This is a genomic window from Streptomyces sp. B1866, assembly GCF_031932565.1.
Taxonomy (GTDB): domain Bacteria; phylum Actinomycetota; class Actinomycetes; order Streptomycetales; family Streptomycetaceae; genus Streptomyces.
The window spans coordinates 68,416-81,886 of the sequence record NZ_JAVSCF010000003.1 but is presented as its reverse complement, the minus strand read 5'-3'; the positions used below and the strand labels follow the sequence as shown (position 1 = coordinate 81,886).

The following is a 13,471-nucleotide window of genomic DNA, read 5'->3' as shown; positions in this document are numbered from 1 at the left end:
CGCCGCGCTGCGCGGCGCGGCGGGCCTCCGCCCGGCCGCCGTAGGGCCGCTCCGCGTCGCCGTACGGGCTGTCCTGGCCGTGCTCGGCCGAGCCCTGTCCGGTGGTGGTGCTGGGCGGTGCCGCACGGCGGCCGCCGGCCTGCCGTGCGGCGCGCCGGGCCGCTGCTCGTCCGCCGCCCTGCGGCTGCGGCGGCTTGCGACGGTGCTCGCTCATGGAACGACTACTCCTCGGGCAGGCGCTGTCGCCTGTCAGCGGCAAGTGGCTTTCGGTCCCCCCGGTGTACGCCCGGTCCGCCACCGGCGGCAGGGCGCACCGCACCCACGACCATGACGGCTGAGCCGGTCGCTTGGTTCCCGTGGATGCGCATGGCGAACAGAGTACGCACCGTCAAAACGCGTCCAGTCGTCATCTTCACTCAAAAAAGCGTCAGGTTGACTCACTCGAATCGGTGATGTGACGCCGTTCACCGTTTCCCCTCTTGTCCCGGCAGAGGGGTCGCTCTATCGTCTGGATGTATCGAAGCGATACATCAGCTCGGCATACACCAGCTCGGCACGGGTCCCGGGTCGGGGTCCGGCGGCGGAGGCGAAGGAGGACAGCACGGTGGGGAGGCGTTCCGGAATCCTGGAATTCGCCATCCTCGGCCTGCTCCGCGAGTCCCCCATGCACGGCTATGAGCTGCGCAAACGCCTCAACACCTCGCTCGGCGTCTTCCGTGCGTTCAGCTACGGCAGCCTCTACCCCTGCCTGAAGACGCTCGTGGCCAACGGGTGGCTGGCCGAGGAGCCCGGCAGCGTGCCGCAGGACACCCCCGCGGCGTCGCTCGCGGGCCGGCGCGCGAAAATCGTCTACCGGCTGACGGCCGACGGCAAGGAGCACTTCGAGGAGCTGCTCGCCCACACCGGCCCGGACACCTGGGAGGACGAGCACTTCGGCGTGCGCTTCGCCTTCTTCGGCCAGACCTCACGGGACGTGCGCATGCGGGTGCTGGAGGGGCGGCGCGGCCGGCTGGAGGAGCGCCTTGACCGGATGCGCGCCTCGCTGGCCCGCACCCGGGAGCGGCTCGACGACTACACCCTGGAACTCCAGCGGCACGGCCTGGAGTCGGTGGAGCGCGAGGTCCGCTGGTTGAACGAGCTGATCGAGAGTGAGCGGGCCGCGCGCGACACGCGTCACGGCTCCGCCGAGTCCGGCGGGTCGGCCGACCCGCCGGAGCAGGACGCGTCCCGGGAGCCGTCGCAGGACCGGCCCCGGGAGCGGTTCGAGTCGGGAGACACGGGCGGCCCGCCTCAGCGCCGGGGCGGCTCGCGGCCGGACCGTTCCGATGACACCACCAACTGAGCCCCGCAGTCCGCAGGGCTTGTCGAGATCACACAGGGAGCAACCGGAATGGGTTCGGTTCGCGTAGCCATCGTCGGCGTGGGCAACTGCGCCGCCTCGCTGGTGCAGGGCGTCGAGTACTACAAGGACGCCGACCCGGACAGCCGCGTGCCGGGTCTGATGCACGTGCGCTTCGGCGACTACCACGTGCGCGACGTGGAGTTCGTGGCGGCCTTCGACGTGGACGCGAAGAAGGTCGGTCTCGACCTCGCGGACGCCATCGGGGCCAGCGAGAACAACACCATCAAGATCTGCGACGTGCCGTCGACCGGCGTCACGGTCCAGCGCGGCCACACCCTCGACGGCCTCGGCAAGTACTACCGCGAGACCATCGAGGAGTCCGCCGAGTCCCCCGTCGACATCGTGCGGACCCTCAAGGACCGCGAGGTCGACGTCCTGGTCTGCTACCTCCCGGTGGGCTCGGAGGAGGCCGCGCGCTACTACGCGCAGTGCGCCATCGACGCCAAGGTCGCCTTCGTCAACGCACTGCCGGTGTTCATCGCGGGCACCAAGGAGTGGGCGGACAAGTTCACCGAGGCGGGCGTGCCGATCGTCGGCGACGACATCAAGTCGCAGGTGGGCGCCACGATCACGCACCGGGTGCTGGCCAAGCTGTTCGAGGACCGGGGCGTCATCCTGGACCGCACCATGCAGCTGAACGTCGGCGGCAACATGGACTTCAAGAACATGCTGGAGCGCGAGCGCCTGGAGTCCAAGAAGATCTCCAAGACCCAGGCCGTCACCTCCCAGATCCCCGACCGCGAGCTGGGCGCGAAGAACGTGCACATCGGCCCGTCGGACTGGGTCGCCTGGCTGGACGACCGCAAGTGGGCGTACGTCCGCCTGGAGGGCCGCGCGTTCGGCGACGTCCCGCTGAACCTGGAGTACAAGCTGGAGGTCTGGGACTCGCCCAACTCGGCGGGTGTCATCATCGACGCGGTGCGCGCCGCGAAGATCGCCAAGGACCGCGGCATCGGCGGCCCGATCCTCTCGGCGTCGTCCTACTTCATGAAGTCCCCGCCCGTGCAGTACTTCGACGACGAGGCGCGGGAGAACGTGGAGAAGTTCATCAGGGGAGAGGTCGAGCGCTGAGCCAGGCGCCGACCTGTCGAGCGCCGGGCGCGGCCGGGCGCTGAGCGGGCGGCACGGCAGGCCGTGAGCCGGTGACGCCGTCCGCCCCCACCACCTCGGCAAGGGCCCCCGGGCGACCCTTCGTGGTCGCCGCCCGGGGGCCCTTGCCGTTGGCGAGGCGGCGCGGCCGTCCGCCGCGCCCGGGACGGCCCGTCCACCGCCTCCCAGACCGTGCGACCGCCGTCGTGTTTCACGTGAAACCAGCGCGCGCCGTCGTTTCACGTGAAACATGACGGCCGCGGACCGCCCGGGCCGGGGCTCCTCGCTCCCGGGCCCGGACTCCCGGCGCACGCGATGTTTCACGTGAAACACGGCCGCGGGAGCGCGGCGCCGGGCCGGACGCGGGAGCCGTCAGCTCCGCGCGGCCCACCAGTCCTTCAGTTCGGCCACGGCCGCCTTACGCCCCAGCGGGCCCTTCTCCAGCCGCAGCTCCAGCAGGTGCCGGTACGCCGTGCCGACCTCCGGGCCGGGCGGGATGCCCAGGATCTCCATGATCTCGTTGCCGTCCAGGTCGGGCCGGATCGCGTCCAGCTCCTCCTGCTGCTTCAGCGAGGCGATGCGCTCCTCCAGGCCGTCGTACGCGCGCGACAGGGCGAGCGCCTTGCGCTTGTTGCGCGTCGTGCAGTCGGAGCGGGTGAGCTTGTGCAGCCGGTCCAGCAGCGGCCCGGCGTCGCGCACGTACCGCCGGACGGCCGAGTCGGTCCACTCCCCGGTGCCATAGCCGTGGAAGCGCAGGTGCAGCTCGACCAGCCGCGCGACCTCCTTGATCTGCTCATTGGGATATTTCAGCTTCCGCATCCGCGCGGTGGTCATCTTCGCGCCCACCACCTCGTGGTGGTGGAAGGACACCCGGCCGTCCTTCTCGAACCGGCGGGTGCGCGGCTTGCCGATGTCGTGCAGCAGCGCGGCCAGCCGCAGCACCAGGTCGGGGCCGTCCTCCTCCAGCGCGATCGCCTGCTCCAGCACGGTGAGCGTGTGCTCGTAGACGTCCTTGTGCCGGTGGTGCTCGTCGCGCTCCAGGATCAGCGCGGGAAGCTCGGGCAGCACGTGCGCGGCCAGGCCCGTGTCGACCAGCAGTTGCAGGCCCCTGCGCGGGTGGGCGCCCAGGATCAGCTTGTTCAGCTCGTCGCGCACCCGCTCGGCCGAGACGATCCCGATGCGGTCCGCCATGGCCGTCATGGCGGCGACCACCTCGGGCGCCACCTCGAAGCCGAGCTGGGCGGCGAAGCGCGCGGCGCGCATCATCCGCAGCGGGTCGTCGGAGAAGGACTGCTCGGGCGTGCCCGGGGTGCGCAGCACCCGCTCGGCCAGGTCCTCCAGGCCGTGGTGCGGGTCGACGAACTCCTTGCGCGGCAGCGCCACTGCCATCGCGTTGACCGTGAAGTCCCGGCGCACCAGGTCCTCCTCGATCGTGTCGCCGTAACGCACCTCGGGCTTGCGGGAGGCGCGGTCGTACGCCTCGGAGCGGTAGGTGGTGATCTCGATCTGGAAGTCCTGGCGCCCGCCGTCACCGGCCGCCGCCTTGCGGCAGCCCACGGTGCCGAAGGCGATGCCGACATCCCAGACCGCGTCCGCCCACGGGCGCACGATCCGCAGGACCGCCTCCGGACGGGCGTCCGTGGTGAAGTCCAGATCGTTGCCGAGGCGCCCGAGCAGCGCGTCGCGTACCGACCCGCCGACCAGCGCCAGCCGGAACCCGGCCTCCTCGAAGCGGCGGGCCAGGTCGTCGGCGACGGGGGACACCCGCAGCAGTTCGCTCACGGCACTGCGCTGGACGTGGCTGAGCTCGGGCGCGGACGGTGGGGTGGGGGTGTCAACGTTGGCTTTCGGCACAAAAGAACAGGGTACGTGGCCGGGCGGCCCGAGGCGTCCCCGTTCTCCCCTCCGGGACCGGTCTGGCCCGGCTTCCGGGGCCGGGCGGGCGCCGGATCCGGGCCGTACCCGCGCGGACGCCCGCGGCCGGTCCGGCCCCGCGGTCCAGCACCGCGGTCCGGCCGGGATCCGGCCCGGTACGGCCCTGGAATCATGGGCGCGGCGGGCCCTCGGGACCGCACCGGGATCGTGGTGATCTTGTGGAACCGTCCGCACCACTTCGGCACGGCGGGCATCGTTACCATTCCCGGGGACGCACAATGCGACGACCGCAGACGAGCACAGACGAGGGACGGGCGAGGGCGTGGCCGAGGCGGCAGGGCTCCAGGGGACGAATCGCGCTCGCGCCGGCCGGTGGCTCCGGCGCGCCGCGGCGCTGCTGGCCGGGGTGACACTCCTCACGGGCACGGGCCAGATCCCGGCGGTCTCCCCCGCGCACGCCGCATCCAAGGCCAGCGGTTCACGCAGCGTGAACATCTCCGTCGACTCCCTCACCCCCAGCGCGCCGACCCGCGAGGGCACGCTCACGGTCAGGGGCACGGCCGTCAACGAAAGCGCCGCCACGGTGTCCGGCGCCGCGGTCACCCTGCTCGTCGGCCCCCGCATGAACGGGCGCAGCGAAATGGACGCCGTCAGTGAGCGGACCGGGTACGTGCCCGGCGTGGACGGCGTCGAGCTGCCGGTGCGGTACGCGAAGAAGATCGGCACGCTGCGGCCCGGCGCCCGCCGCTCCTTCAGCCTCGCCGTGCCGGTCAGCGCGCTGGGCCTCGGGCAGAGCGGCGTCTACCAGCTGTCCGTGGCCGTCGCCGGGCAGACCGCGGCCCAGCCGCTGCGGCACGTGACCGGCGTCCAGCGCACCTTTCTGCCCTGGCAGCCGGGCCGGACGCCCAAGCAGACCCAGCTCACCTTCCTGTGGCCGCTGATCTCCCGGCCGCACGTCACCGCCCGCACCACCTCCGACGGCCAGCGGGCGCCGGTCTTCAGCGACGACGTGCTGGCCCGGGAGATGGGCCAGGGCGGGCGGCTTCAGCAGCTCGTCGCTCTGGGCAAGGACCTCCCGGTCACCTGGGTCCTCGACCCGGACCTGCTCGCCACGGCCGACGCCATGACCCGGCCGTACCAGGTCGTCGAGGACGGCGGCGCGGGGGACGAGCCGCGGGTGGCGGACGGCACCGGCCAGGCCGTCGCCAAGCAGTGGCTCGCCGACCTGGAGAAGGCGCTGCGCGGCCACCAGGTCGTGGTGCTGCCCTTCGCCGACCCCGACCTGGCCGCCATCGCGCACCGCGGCCGCGGCGTCCCCGGCACCCTCGGCCGCCTGAGGTCCGCCACCGCGCTCGCCGTCAGCACCGTGGAGACCGTCTTCTCCCACCGCGTCACGCCGCGCACGGACATCGCGTGGCCGGTCGACGGCGCGATCGACCAGTCCATCGTCGACGTGGCCGCCTCGGCGGGCGCCCGCACCGTCATCGCGCGCAGCGACAGCCTGCGGGAGACCGGGAACCTCCTCTACACCCCCACCGCCGCCCGCCCGATCGGCCGCGGCCGCACGGCGGTCGTCGCCGACGCCCGTCTCTCCACGGTGTTCACCGGGGACCTGGGACGGGCGGAGAACGCCACGCTCGCCGTGCAGGAGTTCCTGGCCCAGACCCAGATGATCACCCTCCAGGCGCCGGAGCGGAAGCGCAGCATCGTCGTCGCCCCGCAGCGGACGCCGACCACCGAGCAGGTGCAGGCCATGGCGACCGCCCTGCGGGACCTGGCGCCCGGCCGCTGGACGCAGCCGCTGGACCTCGGACAGGCCGCCAAGGCCAAGACCGACCCGAACGCCACCCGGCGGGTGCCCTCCGGCAAGGCGTACCGGGCCTCGCTGCGGCGGCAGGAGCTGTCGGTGGACGGTTTCCGCGCCATCAGGAGCACCCAGGACGAGCTGGACGTGTTCGGCACGATCCTCACCGTCCGCGACCCGGTGGTCATCCCGTTCACCAACGCGATCCTGCGGGAGCTGTCCACCTCCTGGCGCGGCACGGGCGGCCGCGCCACCGCCGCCCGCACGTCGGTGAAGGCCTACCTCGACGGTCTCGTCGACAAGGTCCAGCTGGTGCGGAAGTCGGACATCACCCTGTCCGGCCGCAGCGCGACCATCCCGGTGACCGTGCAGAACAACCTGGTCCAGGACGTCAAGGGGCTCCGGCTCGTCCTCAGCTCCAGCCAGCGCAACCGCCTGGCCGTCACCGAGCCCCAGCCGATCAGCGTCGAGGGCGGGCACAGCCAGTCGGTGAAGTTCGGCACCACGGCCAACGCGAACGGCCGCGCGGAGATCACCGCCCAGCTCGTCACCGAGGACGGCCGGCCCTACGGCCAGGCGGTGACGTTCCAGGTGAATGTCACCGAGATCACCTCCACCGTCATCCTCGTGATCGCGGGCGGCGTGCTGCTGCTCGTGCTCGCCGGGGTACGCATCTACCTCAAGCGCAAGCGGAACGCGGCCCGGCGCACGGCTGCCGCGGATCCGGCCCAGGCCGCCCCCGCCGCCGTCGGCGGCGGGGGCGCGAGCGCCGTCCCAGCCCAGCAGCCGGGTGATGTGGAACCGGACACCGGTTCGCAAAGCGCAGACACGTCCGGCCCGGGTGAGAAAGTGGACCATTGAGAACACGGTCGGGACCGCCGGCCGCGGCGGACGATGAGGTGGGTGGCGATGAACGCGCCATACGACGGTGATCGCGGTCGTGGCCCGGGCAGTGATCACGACGGCCAGGCGTCCCCGCCGCACGCCCACCCCCAGGGCACCCGCGACCCGTACGCGCGCGAGCCGTACCCGCAGGACCCGTACGCCCAGGAGCCCTACGCGCAGGAGCCGTACCCGCACAATCCCTACGCCCAGGAGCCGTACGGGCAGCAGGCCCAGGCGCCGGATGCCTACCCCCAGGACCCGTACGCCCAGGGCACCTATCCGGCCCAGGGGGGGTACGCCCAGGAGCCCTACCCGCAGGACCCGTACGCGCAGGGCTCCTACGCCCAGGACGGGTACGACCCGTACCAGGATCCGTACGCCCAGGGCGGGCAGGGCGGGTACGCGCAGAACCCCTACGCCCAGGAATCGTACAGCTACAACCCGTACAACGGCCTGCCCTACGTGCCCGACCCGTACACGCAGGACTACACCTACGGCAACTACTCCACGTACACGTACGCCTACCCCGTCCACAACCCGTACGCGCACGACCCGCTCACCGACCCGCTGTACGACCAGGGCGGCTACTCCGAGCAGCCCGGCGGCTACCCCGCCCAGCAGCAGTTCCCGCAGCAGCTCCACCAGCAGCCCACCGCGCCGCCGCAGACCGACCCGCGGCTGTGGGGGGAGCCCGCGCAGCAGCCCGGCACCGACGACGCCACCCGGCACCTGCGCCACTACGACGACGCCACCGCCGCCACCCAGTACCTGGGCACTGCGGACCAGGCCGCGCCCGCCACCGACCAGCAGCAGGACGCCTTCGCGCACCTCTTCCGCGACCAGCAGCCCTACGAGCCCCGGTCCCCCGAGCAGCAGTCGCGCGCCGCGGGCCCCGGGCCCGCCACCGGGCGCATGCGGCGCGTCTCCGGCCCGCCGACCGGGCAGATCCCCGTGGACCGCACGCAGAACCTCACCGCGCAGAAGCGGGCGGGCGGCCGGGCGGGAAACCTGCTGAAGTCCAGCGCGGTGATGGCCGCGGGCACGCTCGTCTCCCGGCTCACCGGCTTCCTGCGCCAGATGGTCATCGTCGCGGCGCTCGGCGCGGCCACCCTCGGCGACACCTACGCGGTCGCCTTCAACCTGCCGGCGATGATCTACTTCCTCACCGTCGGCGGCGGCCTGAACTCCGTCTTCGTGCCGCAGCTCGTGCGCGCCATGAAGGAGGACGACGACGGCGGCGTCGCCTACGCCAACCGGCTGCTCACCCTGGTCATGGTCGCCCTGGGCGCGCTGGTGGCGGTGTCGGTGTTCGCCGCGCCCTGGCTCATCCGCATGATGTCGCCGACGATCGCCGGCAACCCGGCCTCCAACGAGGTCGCCGTCACCTTCGCCCGCTACTGCCTGCCCACCATCTTCTTCATGGGCGTGCACGTGGTGGTCGGCCAGGTGCTCAACGCGCGCGGCCGGTTCGGCGCCATGATGTGGACGCCGGTGCTGAACAACATCGTCGTTATCACCACCTTCGGCCTGTTCATCTGGGTGTTCGGCACCGCGAGCAACTCCCGGATGGGTGTCACCACCATCACCCCCGAGGGCATCCGCCTGCTGGGCATCGGCACCCTGCTGGGCCTGGTGGTGCAGTCCCTGGCGATGTTCCCCTACCTGCGGGCGGCCGGCTTCCGCTTCCGGCCGCGCTTCGACTGGCGCGGCCACGGCCTGGGCAAGGCCGCCAGGCTGGCCAAGTGGACCGTCCTGTTCGTGCTCGCCAACCAGGCCGGCGTGGTCGTGGTGACCCAGCTGGCCACCGCGGCCGGCTCCGACGCCGCCAACGCCGGCTATCCGGGCACCGGCTACATCAGCTACTCCTCCGCCCAGCTCATCTGGAACATGCCGCAGGCCATCATCACCGTGTCCGTGATGGCCGCCCTGCTGCCGCGCATCTCGCGCGCCGCCCACGACGGCGACCCGGGCGCGGTGCGCGACGACATCTCCCAGGGCCTGCGCACCTCCGCCGTCGCCATTGTGCCGATCTCCTTCGCCTTCGTCGCGCTCGGCGTCCCGCTGTGCACCCTGCTGTTCGGCACCTCCGGCACCGAGGCGGCCCGCTCCATGGGCTACACGCTCATGGCCTTCGGCCTGGGCCTGATCCCCTTCTCGGTGCAGTACGTGGTCCTGCGCGGCTTCTACGCCTTCGAGGACACCCGCACGCCCTTCTACAACACCGTGATCGTCGCCGCGGTCAACGCCGCCGCCTCCGCGCTGTGCTACCTGGTCCTGCCGGCCCGCTGGGCGGTGGCCGGCATGGCCGCCTCCTACGGCCTGGCCTACGCCACCGGCGTAGGCGTCGCCTGGCGGCGGCTGCGCGACCGGCTGGGCGGCGACCTGGACGGCCGGCACGTGGTGCGCACCTACACCCGCCTGGCCGGGGCCAGCGTGCCCGCCGCCGTCGTCGGCGGCATCGTCGCCTTCACCATCACCGGCGTCCTCGGGGAGGGCCCGACCGGCTCCATGGCCGCCCTCGTCGGCGGCGGGCTGGTCCTCCTGCTCATCTTCTACGCGGCGGCCCGGCGCATGCGCATCCAGGAGCTGACCGCCATGGTCGGCATGGTCCGCGGACGACTCGGCCGCTGACGTAGGAGCACAACCTTCGTCCGCCACCGTGTGTCGTGCATAGTGGCGGTCTGTGGGCACAATTGTCTTGGCCCGGAGTAGCGCGACGGACGGGGAGGCAGGAACGACGGTGGCGGAACGGAGCACGGCTGCCGTCGACGTGGCCGACAGCGGCGGCGAGCAGCCGCCGACCGCCGGGGTCACGGCCGACGGACCGGGGGAGAAGCAGCCCGACGAGACCGGCGGGCCGGGCACGGCCGGCACGGTCGGCACACCTGACGACAGCGGCGCCGGGACCGGCGCCGCGGCCCCGGCGGACACCGGCGGCCGCGGTGAGGCCCCGCCGCCCGCCCCCGAGCTGCACAGCGGCCACAAGCTCGCCAGACGCTACCGCCTCGAAGAGTGCGTCACCCGTCTGGACGGATTCAGCAGCTGGCGTGCTGTGGACGAGAAGCTGCGCCGCGCCGTCGGCGTCCACGTGCTGCCCGCCGACCATCCCCGTGCCCGCCCGGTCCTCGCCGCCGCCCGCTCCGCCGCCCTGCTCGGCGACCCCCGTTTCGTCCAGGTGCTCGACGCCGTCGAGGACAACGACCTCGTCTACGTCGTCCACGAGTGGCTGCCCGACGCCGTGGAACTGACCGCCGTCCTGGCCTCCGGCCCGCTGGAGGCCCACGAGGCCTACCAGCTCGTCAGCCAGGTCAGCCAGGCCATGGCCGCCGCCCACCGCGAGGGCCTGTCCCACCTGCGCCTCAACCCGGGCTCGGTGCTGCGCACGGAGTCCGGGCAGTACCGCATCCGCGGCCTGGCGGTGATGGCCGCACTGCGCGGCGTCTCCTCCGACCGGCCGCAGCGCACCGACACCGAGGCGATCGGCGCGCTGCTGTACGCCGCCCTCACCCAGCGCTGGCCCTACGAGAGTGACGCCTTCGGCCTGTCCGGGCTGCCCAAGGGGGTCGGCCTCATCGCCCCCGACCAGGTACGGGCGGGGGTCCACCGCGGCCTGTCCGACCTGGCCATGCGGGCGCTGGTCAACGAGGGTGCCACCGCGTCCCGCGAGGTCCCGCCCTGCACCACCCCGGAGGAGCTGGCCGAGGCCATCTCGGCGATGCCCCGCATCCGCCCTCCGGACCCCGCTTTCGGCACCCCGGAGAGCTTCGCCCCCGCCGCCTACCCGCGGCCCTACCGGCACGGCGGCTACGGCCCGCAGCCCGGCCGCGGCGCGCCCGCCCGGGCGCCCCGTCCGTCCGCCGCCGCGGTGACTCCCCCGCCGCCCCTGCAAAGCCGCACCGGCCGGGTTCTGAAGTGGGCGGTCTCCGGGCTGCTGATCGCGGCCCTCGGCCTGGGCAGCTGGCAGCTCGCGGACACCCTGCTGAAGGAGGAGCACCACTCCGGCGGCGCCAGCGGCGGCCAGCACGGGGGTGACGGCAAGATCAGCAGGCCCGCCAGCAAGCCGCTCAGGATCGCCAGCGGCACCGAGTACTACCCCGACGGCACGCCGCAGCACGTCTCCCAGGCGCCGAACACCTACGACGGTGACGCGTCGACGTACTGGGCCACCAAGTCCTTCAAGGAGGGCCCCCGGCTCAACCCGGCCGTCAAGGAGGGCGTCGGGCTCGTCTACGACCTCGGAGCGCCGCAGAAGCTCACCGGCGCCTCGATCAGTCTGCGCTACGGCGGCGACTACACGTCGGTCGCGCTCTACGCCACGGACTCGCTGTCGTCCGCCACGCCCCTGAGCTCCATGCGCAGACTCGCTGCCACGCGCACGTCCTCCACCACCGCGAAGCTCACCGTGACAGACTCCTCTCAGACACGCTATGTCGTCGTCTGGATGACCGAGATGCCCTACGCGCAGCAGGACACCTACAGCCGCCCGGGCTACAAGCAGGCCATCACGGACGTGACGTTCACTGGCTGACCTGGTTCGGCCGGACGGTACCGGGGAGGGGCTCGACGTTGGACGACGCCATATCTGGCGCGCCGAGCGACGGCGAACTCCTGGCGCGCCACGTGGCCGGCGATCCGGACGCCTTCGCCGAGATCGTCCGGCGGCACCGGGACCGCCTCTGGGCGGTGGCGCTGCGCACGCTGGGGGACCGCGAGGAGGCCGCCGACGCGGTGCAGGACGCGCTGGTCTCCGCCTACCGGGGCGCGCAGGGCTTCCGCGGCCAGTCCGCCGTCACCACCTGGCTGCACCGCATCACCGTGAACGCGTGCCTGGACCGGGCTCGCAAGGCCGCCTCCCGCCGCACCTCCCCCGTCGCCGACACCGAGAAGCTGGAGGCGCTGCTCGAACCGCACGAGTCGGCCGCCGCCCCCGCCGAGCGCGGCGATCTGCACCGTGAACTGGTGCGCGCGCTGTGCACCCTCCCTCCGGAACAGCGCGCCGCCCTGGTGCTCGTCGACATGCAGGGCTACCCGGTGGCGGAGGCGGCCGGCATCCTCGACGTGCCCTCCGGCACGGTGAAGAGCCGCTGCGCGCGGGGCCGGGCGCGGCTGCTGCCGCTGCTGGCCCACCTCCGGCCGGGCGGCACACCGAGCACACCCGACGGCGGAAGGAACCGGGCGGAGGGGACATCCGTCCCACCCAAGGCAGGGACGAGCAACGCGGACGCCGTGAAGGGCGGAGGTGGGCGGGCGTGACATCCTCGGCCGACACGGAAGGGCACCCCGAGGCGGCGGAGATCTCCGCGCTCCTCGACGGTGCGCTCACGGCGGCGCGCGCCACCGAGGTGCGCGGCCACGTCGCGCGCTGCGCGGCGTGCGCGGACGTCCACGCTTCCCTGGAGGAGATCCGGACCCTGCTCGGTACGCTCCCGGACCCGGGCCCCATGCCCGCCGATGTCACCCGCCGCATCGAGGCCGCGCTCGCCGCCGAGGCGCTGGGCGGTCCGGCACTCGCCGCCGACGCCACAGCCGGGGCGTCGGCCGCCACGGCCGGCGGCGACGTTTCACGTGAAACCCAGGGCTCGATCGTGGCCCGCGCCGTTTCACGTGAAACACGGGCAACTGTTTCACGTGAAACCCCTCAGGGCGCCGACGGCACGCTCGGCGGCGGCACACGGGAGGAGGCCGTGCGGCCCGGCGGGTCGCCCGTGGCCGCCGACCGCCCGGCGGGCCGCCCGCACCCGGTCGGCGGTTCCGGCTCCCGGCCGGGCGGCGGGCCCGGGCCGCACGGTCGGCACCCCCGCCGACGCCGGGGGCTGCTGGGCGCCGCGTCCGTCGCAGCCCTGTTCTGCGCGGGCGCCTTCCTCATCGCGCAGAGCTTCACCGATGACGAGACCACCGGCGCCCGTGGAAGCAGCCGGTCGCCGTCCGCACCGGTCGGGCTCTCCGCGGCGGGACTCAAGGCACGGGTCCAGGCCATGCTCGTCGGCGAGAAGGCCGACGCCCCGCACGTCGAGCCCGAGTCGTCCTCTCGCATGCCGATGCGTGCCGACAACCAGCAGGTGCCGTCGTGCGTCCAGGCGGGCACCGGCCGCACCGAGCAGCCGCTGGCCTCGCAGCAGGACTCCTACAACGGGTCGGACGCCTACATCCTCGTCCTGCCGCACCCCGGGGACAGGTCGCTCGTCGACGTCTTCGTCATCGACGCGTCCTGCACCACGGCATCCGCGTCACCGGTCGGCGCCCAGCTGCTCGTCCAGACCTACCGGCGGGACTGACGCGCGTAGTATCCGGCCCGGGCCCGGCCTCGTGGGCCGGGGAATGCCGGGCCCTTAGGATCGGTTGGGTGGGATGGCAGTGCACTTCTCCGGGGAAACCCGGAAGTTCCCGGCCACCTCGGCACCCGTCGGCAGTCGGCA

10 protein-coding genes are annotated in these 13,471 nt (G+C 73.0%); 8 read left to right on the top strand and 2 right to left on the bottom strand.

What is annotated here, in order from left to right; genetic code table 11:
• A partial coding sequence (locus RKE29_RS01205; RefSeq protein ID WP_312003058.1) for a hypothetical protein occupies positions 1–214 on the bottom strand: 214 nt, incomplete at its 3' end.
• Here RKE29_RS01205 and RKE29_RS01200 point away from each other — a divergent pair.
• The 3 genes from RKE29_RS01200 (at position 213) to RKE29_RS01190 (ending at position 2,473) form a co-directional block, all read left to right on the top strand.
• Positions 213–338, top strand: a complete 126-nt coding sequence (locus RKE29_RS01200) for a hypothetical protein (RefSeq protein ID WP_312003057.1) — start codon at positions 213–215, stop codon at positions 336–338. The genes RKE29_RS01205 and RKE29_RS01200 overlap by 2 nt on opposite strands.
• Before the next feature lie 266 nt (positions 339–604).
• Positions 605–1,342: a helix-turn-helix transcriptional regulator gene (locus tag RKE29_RS01195; RefSeq protein WP_312003055.1), complete on the top strand. Its 738-nt coding sequence runs from the start codon at positions 605–607 to the stop codon at positions 1,340–1,342.
• A gap of 48 nt (positions 1,343–1,390) precedes the next feature.
• Positions 1,391–2,473, top strand: a complete 1,083-nt coding sequence (locus tag RKE29_RS01190) for an inositol-3-phosphate synthase (RefSeq protein WP_312003053.1) — start codon at positions 1,391–1,393, stop codon at positions 2,471–2,473.
• A gap of 390 nt (positions 2,474–2,863) precedes the next feature.
• Here RKE29_RS01190 and RKE29_RS01185 read toward each other — a convergent pair whose 3' ends face one another.
• Positions 2,864–4,345 (bottom strand): CCA tRNA nucleotidyltransferase, encoded by a 1,482-nt coding sequence (locus tag RKE29_RS01185; protein ID WP_312003051.1) that lies wholly within the window; start codon positions 4,343–4,345, stop codon positions 2,864–2,866.
• A 343-nt stretch (positions 4,346–4,688) separates the two neighbouring features.
• On the opposite strand from RKE29_RS01185, the gene RKE29_RS01180 reads away from it, so the two are divergent.
• The 5 genes from RKE29_RS01180 (at position 4,689) to RKE29_RS01160 (ending at position 13,330) form a co-directional block, all read left to right on the top strand.
• A complete protein-coding gene (locus tag RKE29_RS01180) occupies positions 4,689–7,031 on the top strand; it encodes a DUF6049 family protein (protein WP_312003047.1) in 2,343 nt (780 codons plus the stop codon).
• Positions 7,032–7,079: 48 nt separating this feature from the next.
• On the top strand, positions 7,080–9,686 hold the full coding sequence (murJ, locus tag RKE29_RS01175; protein ID WP_312003044.1) for a murein biosynthesis integral membrane protein MurJ: 2,607 nt from the start codon (positions 7,080–7,082) through the stop codon (positions 9,684–9,686).
• 109 nt (positions 9,687–9,795) lie between these two features.
• On the top strand, positions 9,796–11,583 hold the full coding sequence (locus RKE29_RS01170; RefSeq protein ID WP_312003043.1) for a protein kinase family protein: 1,788 nt from the start codon (positions 9,796–9,798) through the stop codon (positions 11,581–11,583).
• Positions 11,584–11,621: 38 nt separating this feature from the next.
• Positions 11,622–12,308, top strand: a complete 687-nt coding sequence (gene sigM, locus RKE29_RS01165) for an RNA polymerase sigma factor SigM (RefSeq protein ID WP_312003042.1) — start codon at positions 11,622–11,624, stop codon at positions 12,306–12,308.
• Complete coding sequence (locus RKE29_RS01160) at positions 12,305–13,330, top strand: zf-HC2 domain-containing protein (RefSeq protein ID WP_312003041.1); 1,026 nt, start codon at positions 12,305–12,307, stop codon at positions 13,328–13,330. The genes sigM and RKE29_RS01160 overlap by 4 nt, the downstream gene beginning before the upstream one ends.
• Positions 13,331–13,471 lie beyond the last annotated feature (141 nt).

What these genes read in the sequence shown, in the direction of transcription:
- RKE29_RS01200 (WP_312003057.1), top strand. Translation starts at nt 213, where the DNA reads ATGGAACGACTACTCCTCGGGCAGGCGCTGTCGCCTGTCAGCGGCAAG.
- RKE29_RS01190 (WP_312003053.1), top strand. Translation starts at nt 1,391, where the DNA reads ATGGGTTCGGTTCGCGTAGCCATCGTCGGCGTGGGCAACTGCGCCGCC.
- murJ (WP_312003044.1), top strand. Translation starts at nt 7,080, where the DNA reads ATGAACGCGCCATACGACGGTGATCGCGGTCGTGGCCCGGGCAGTGAT.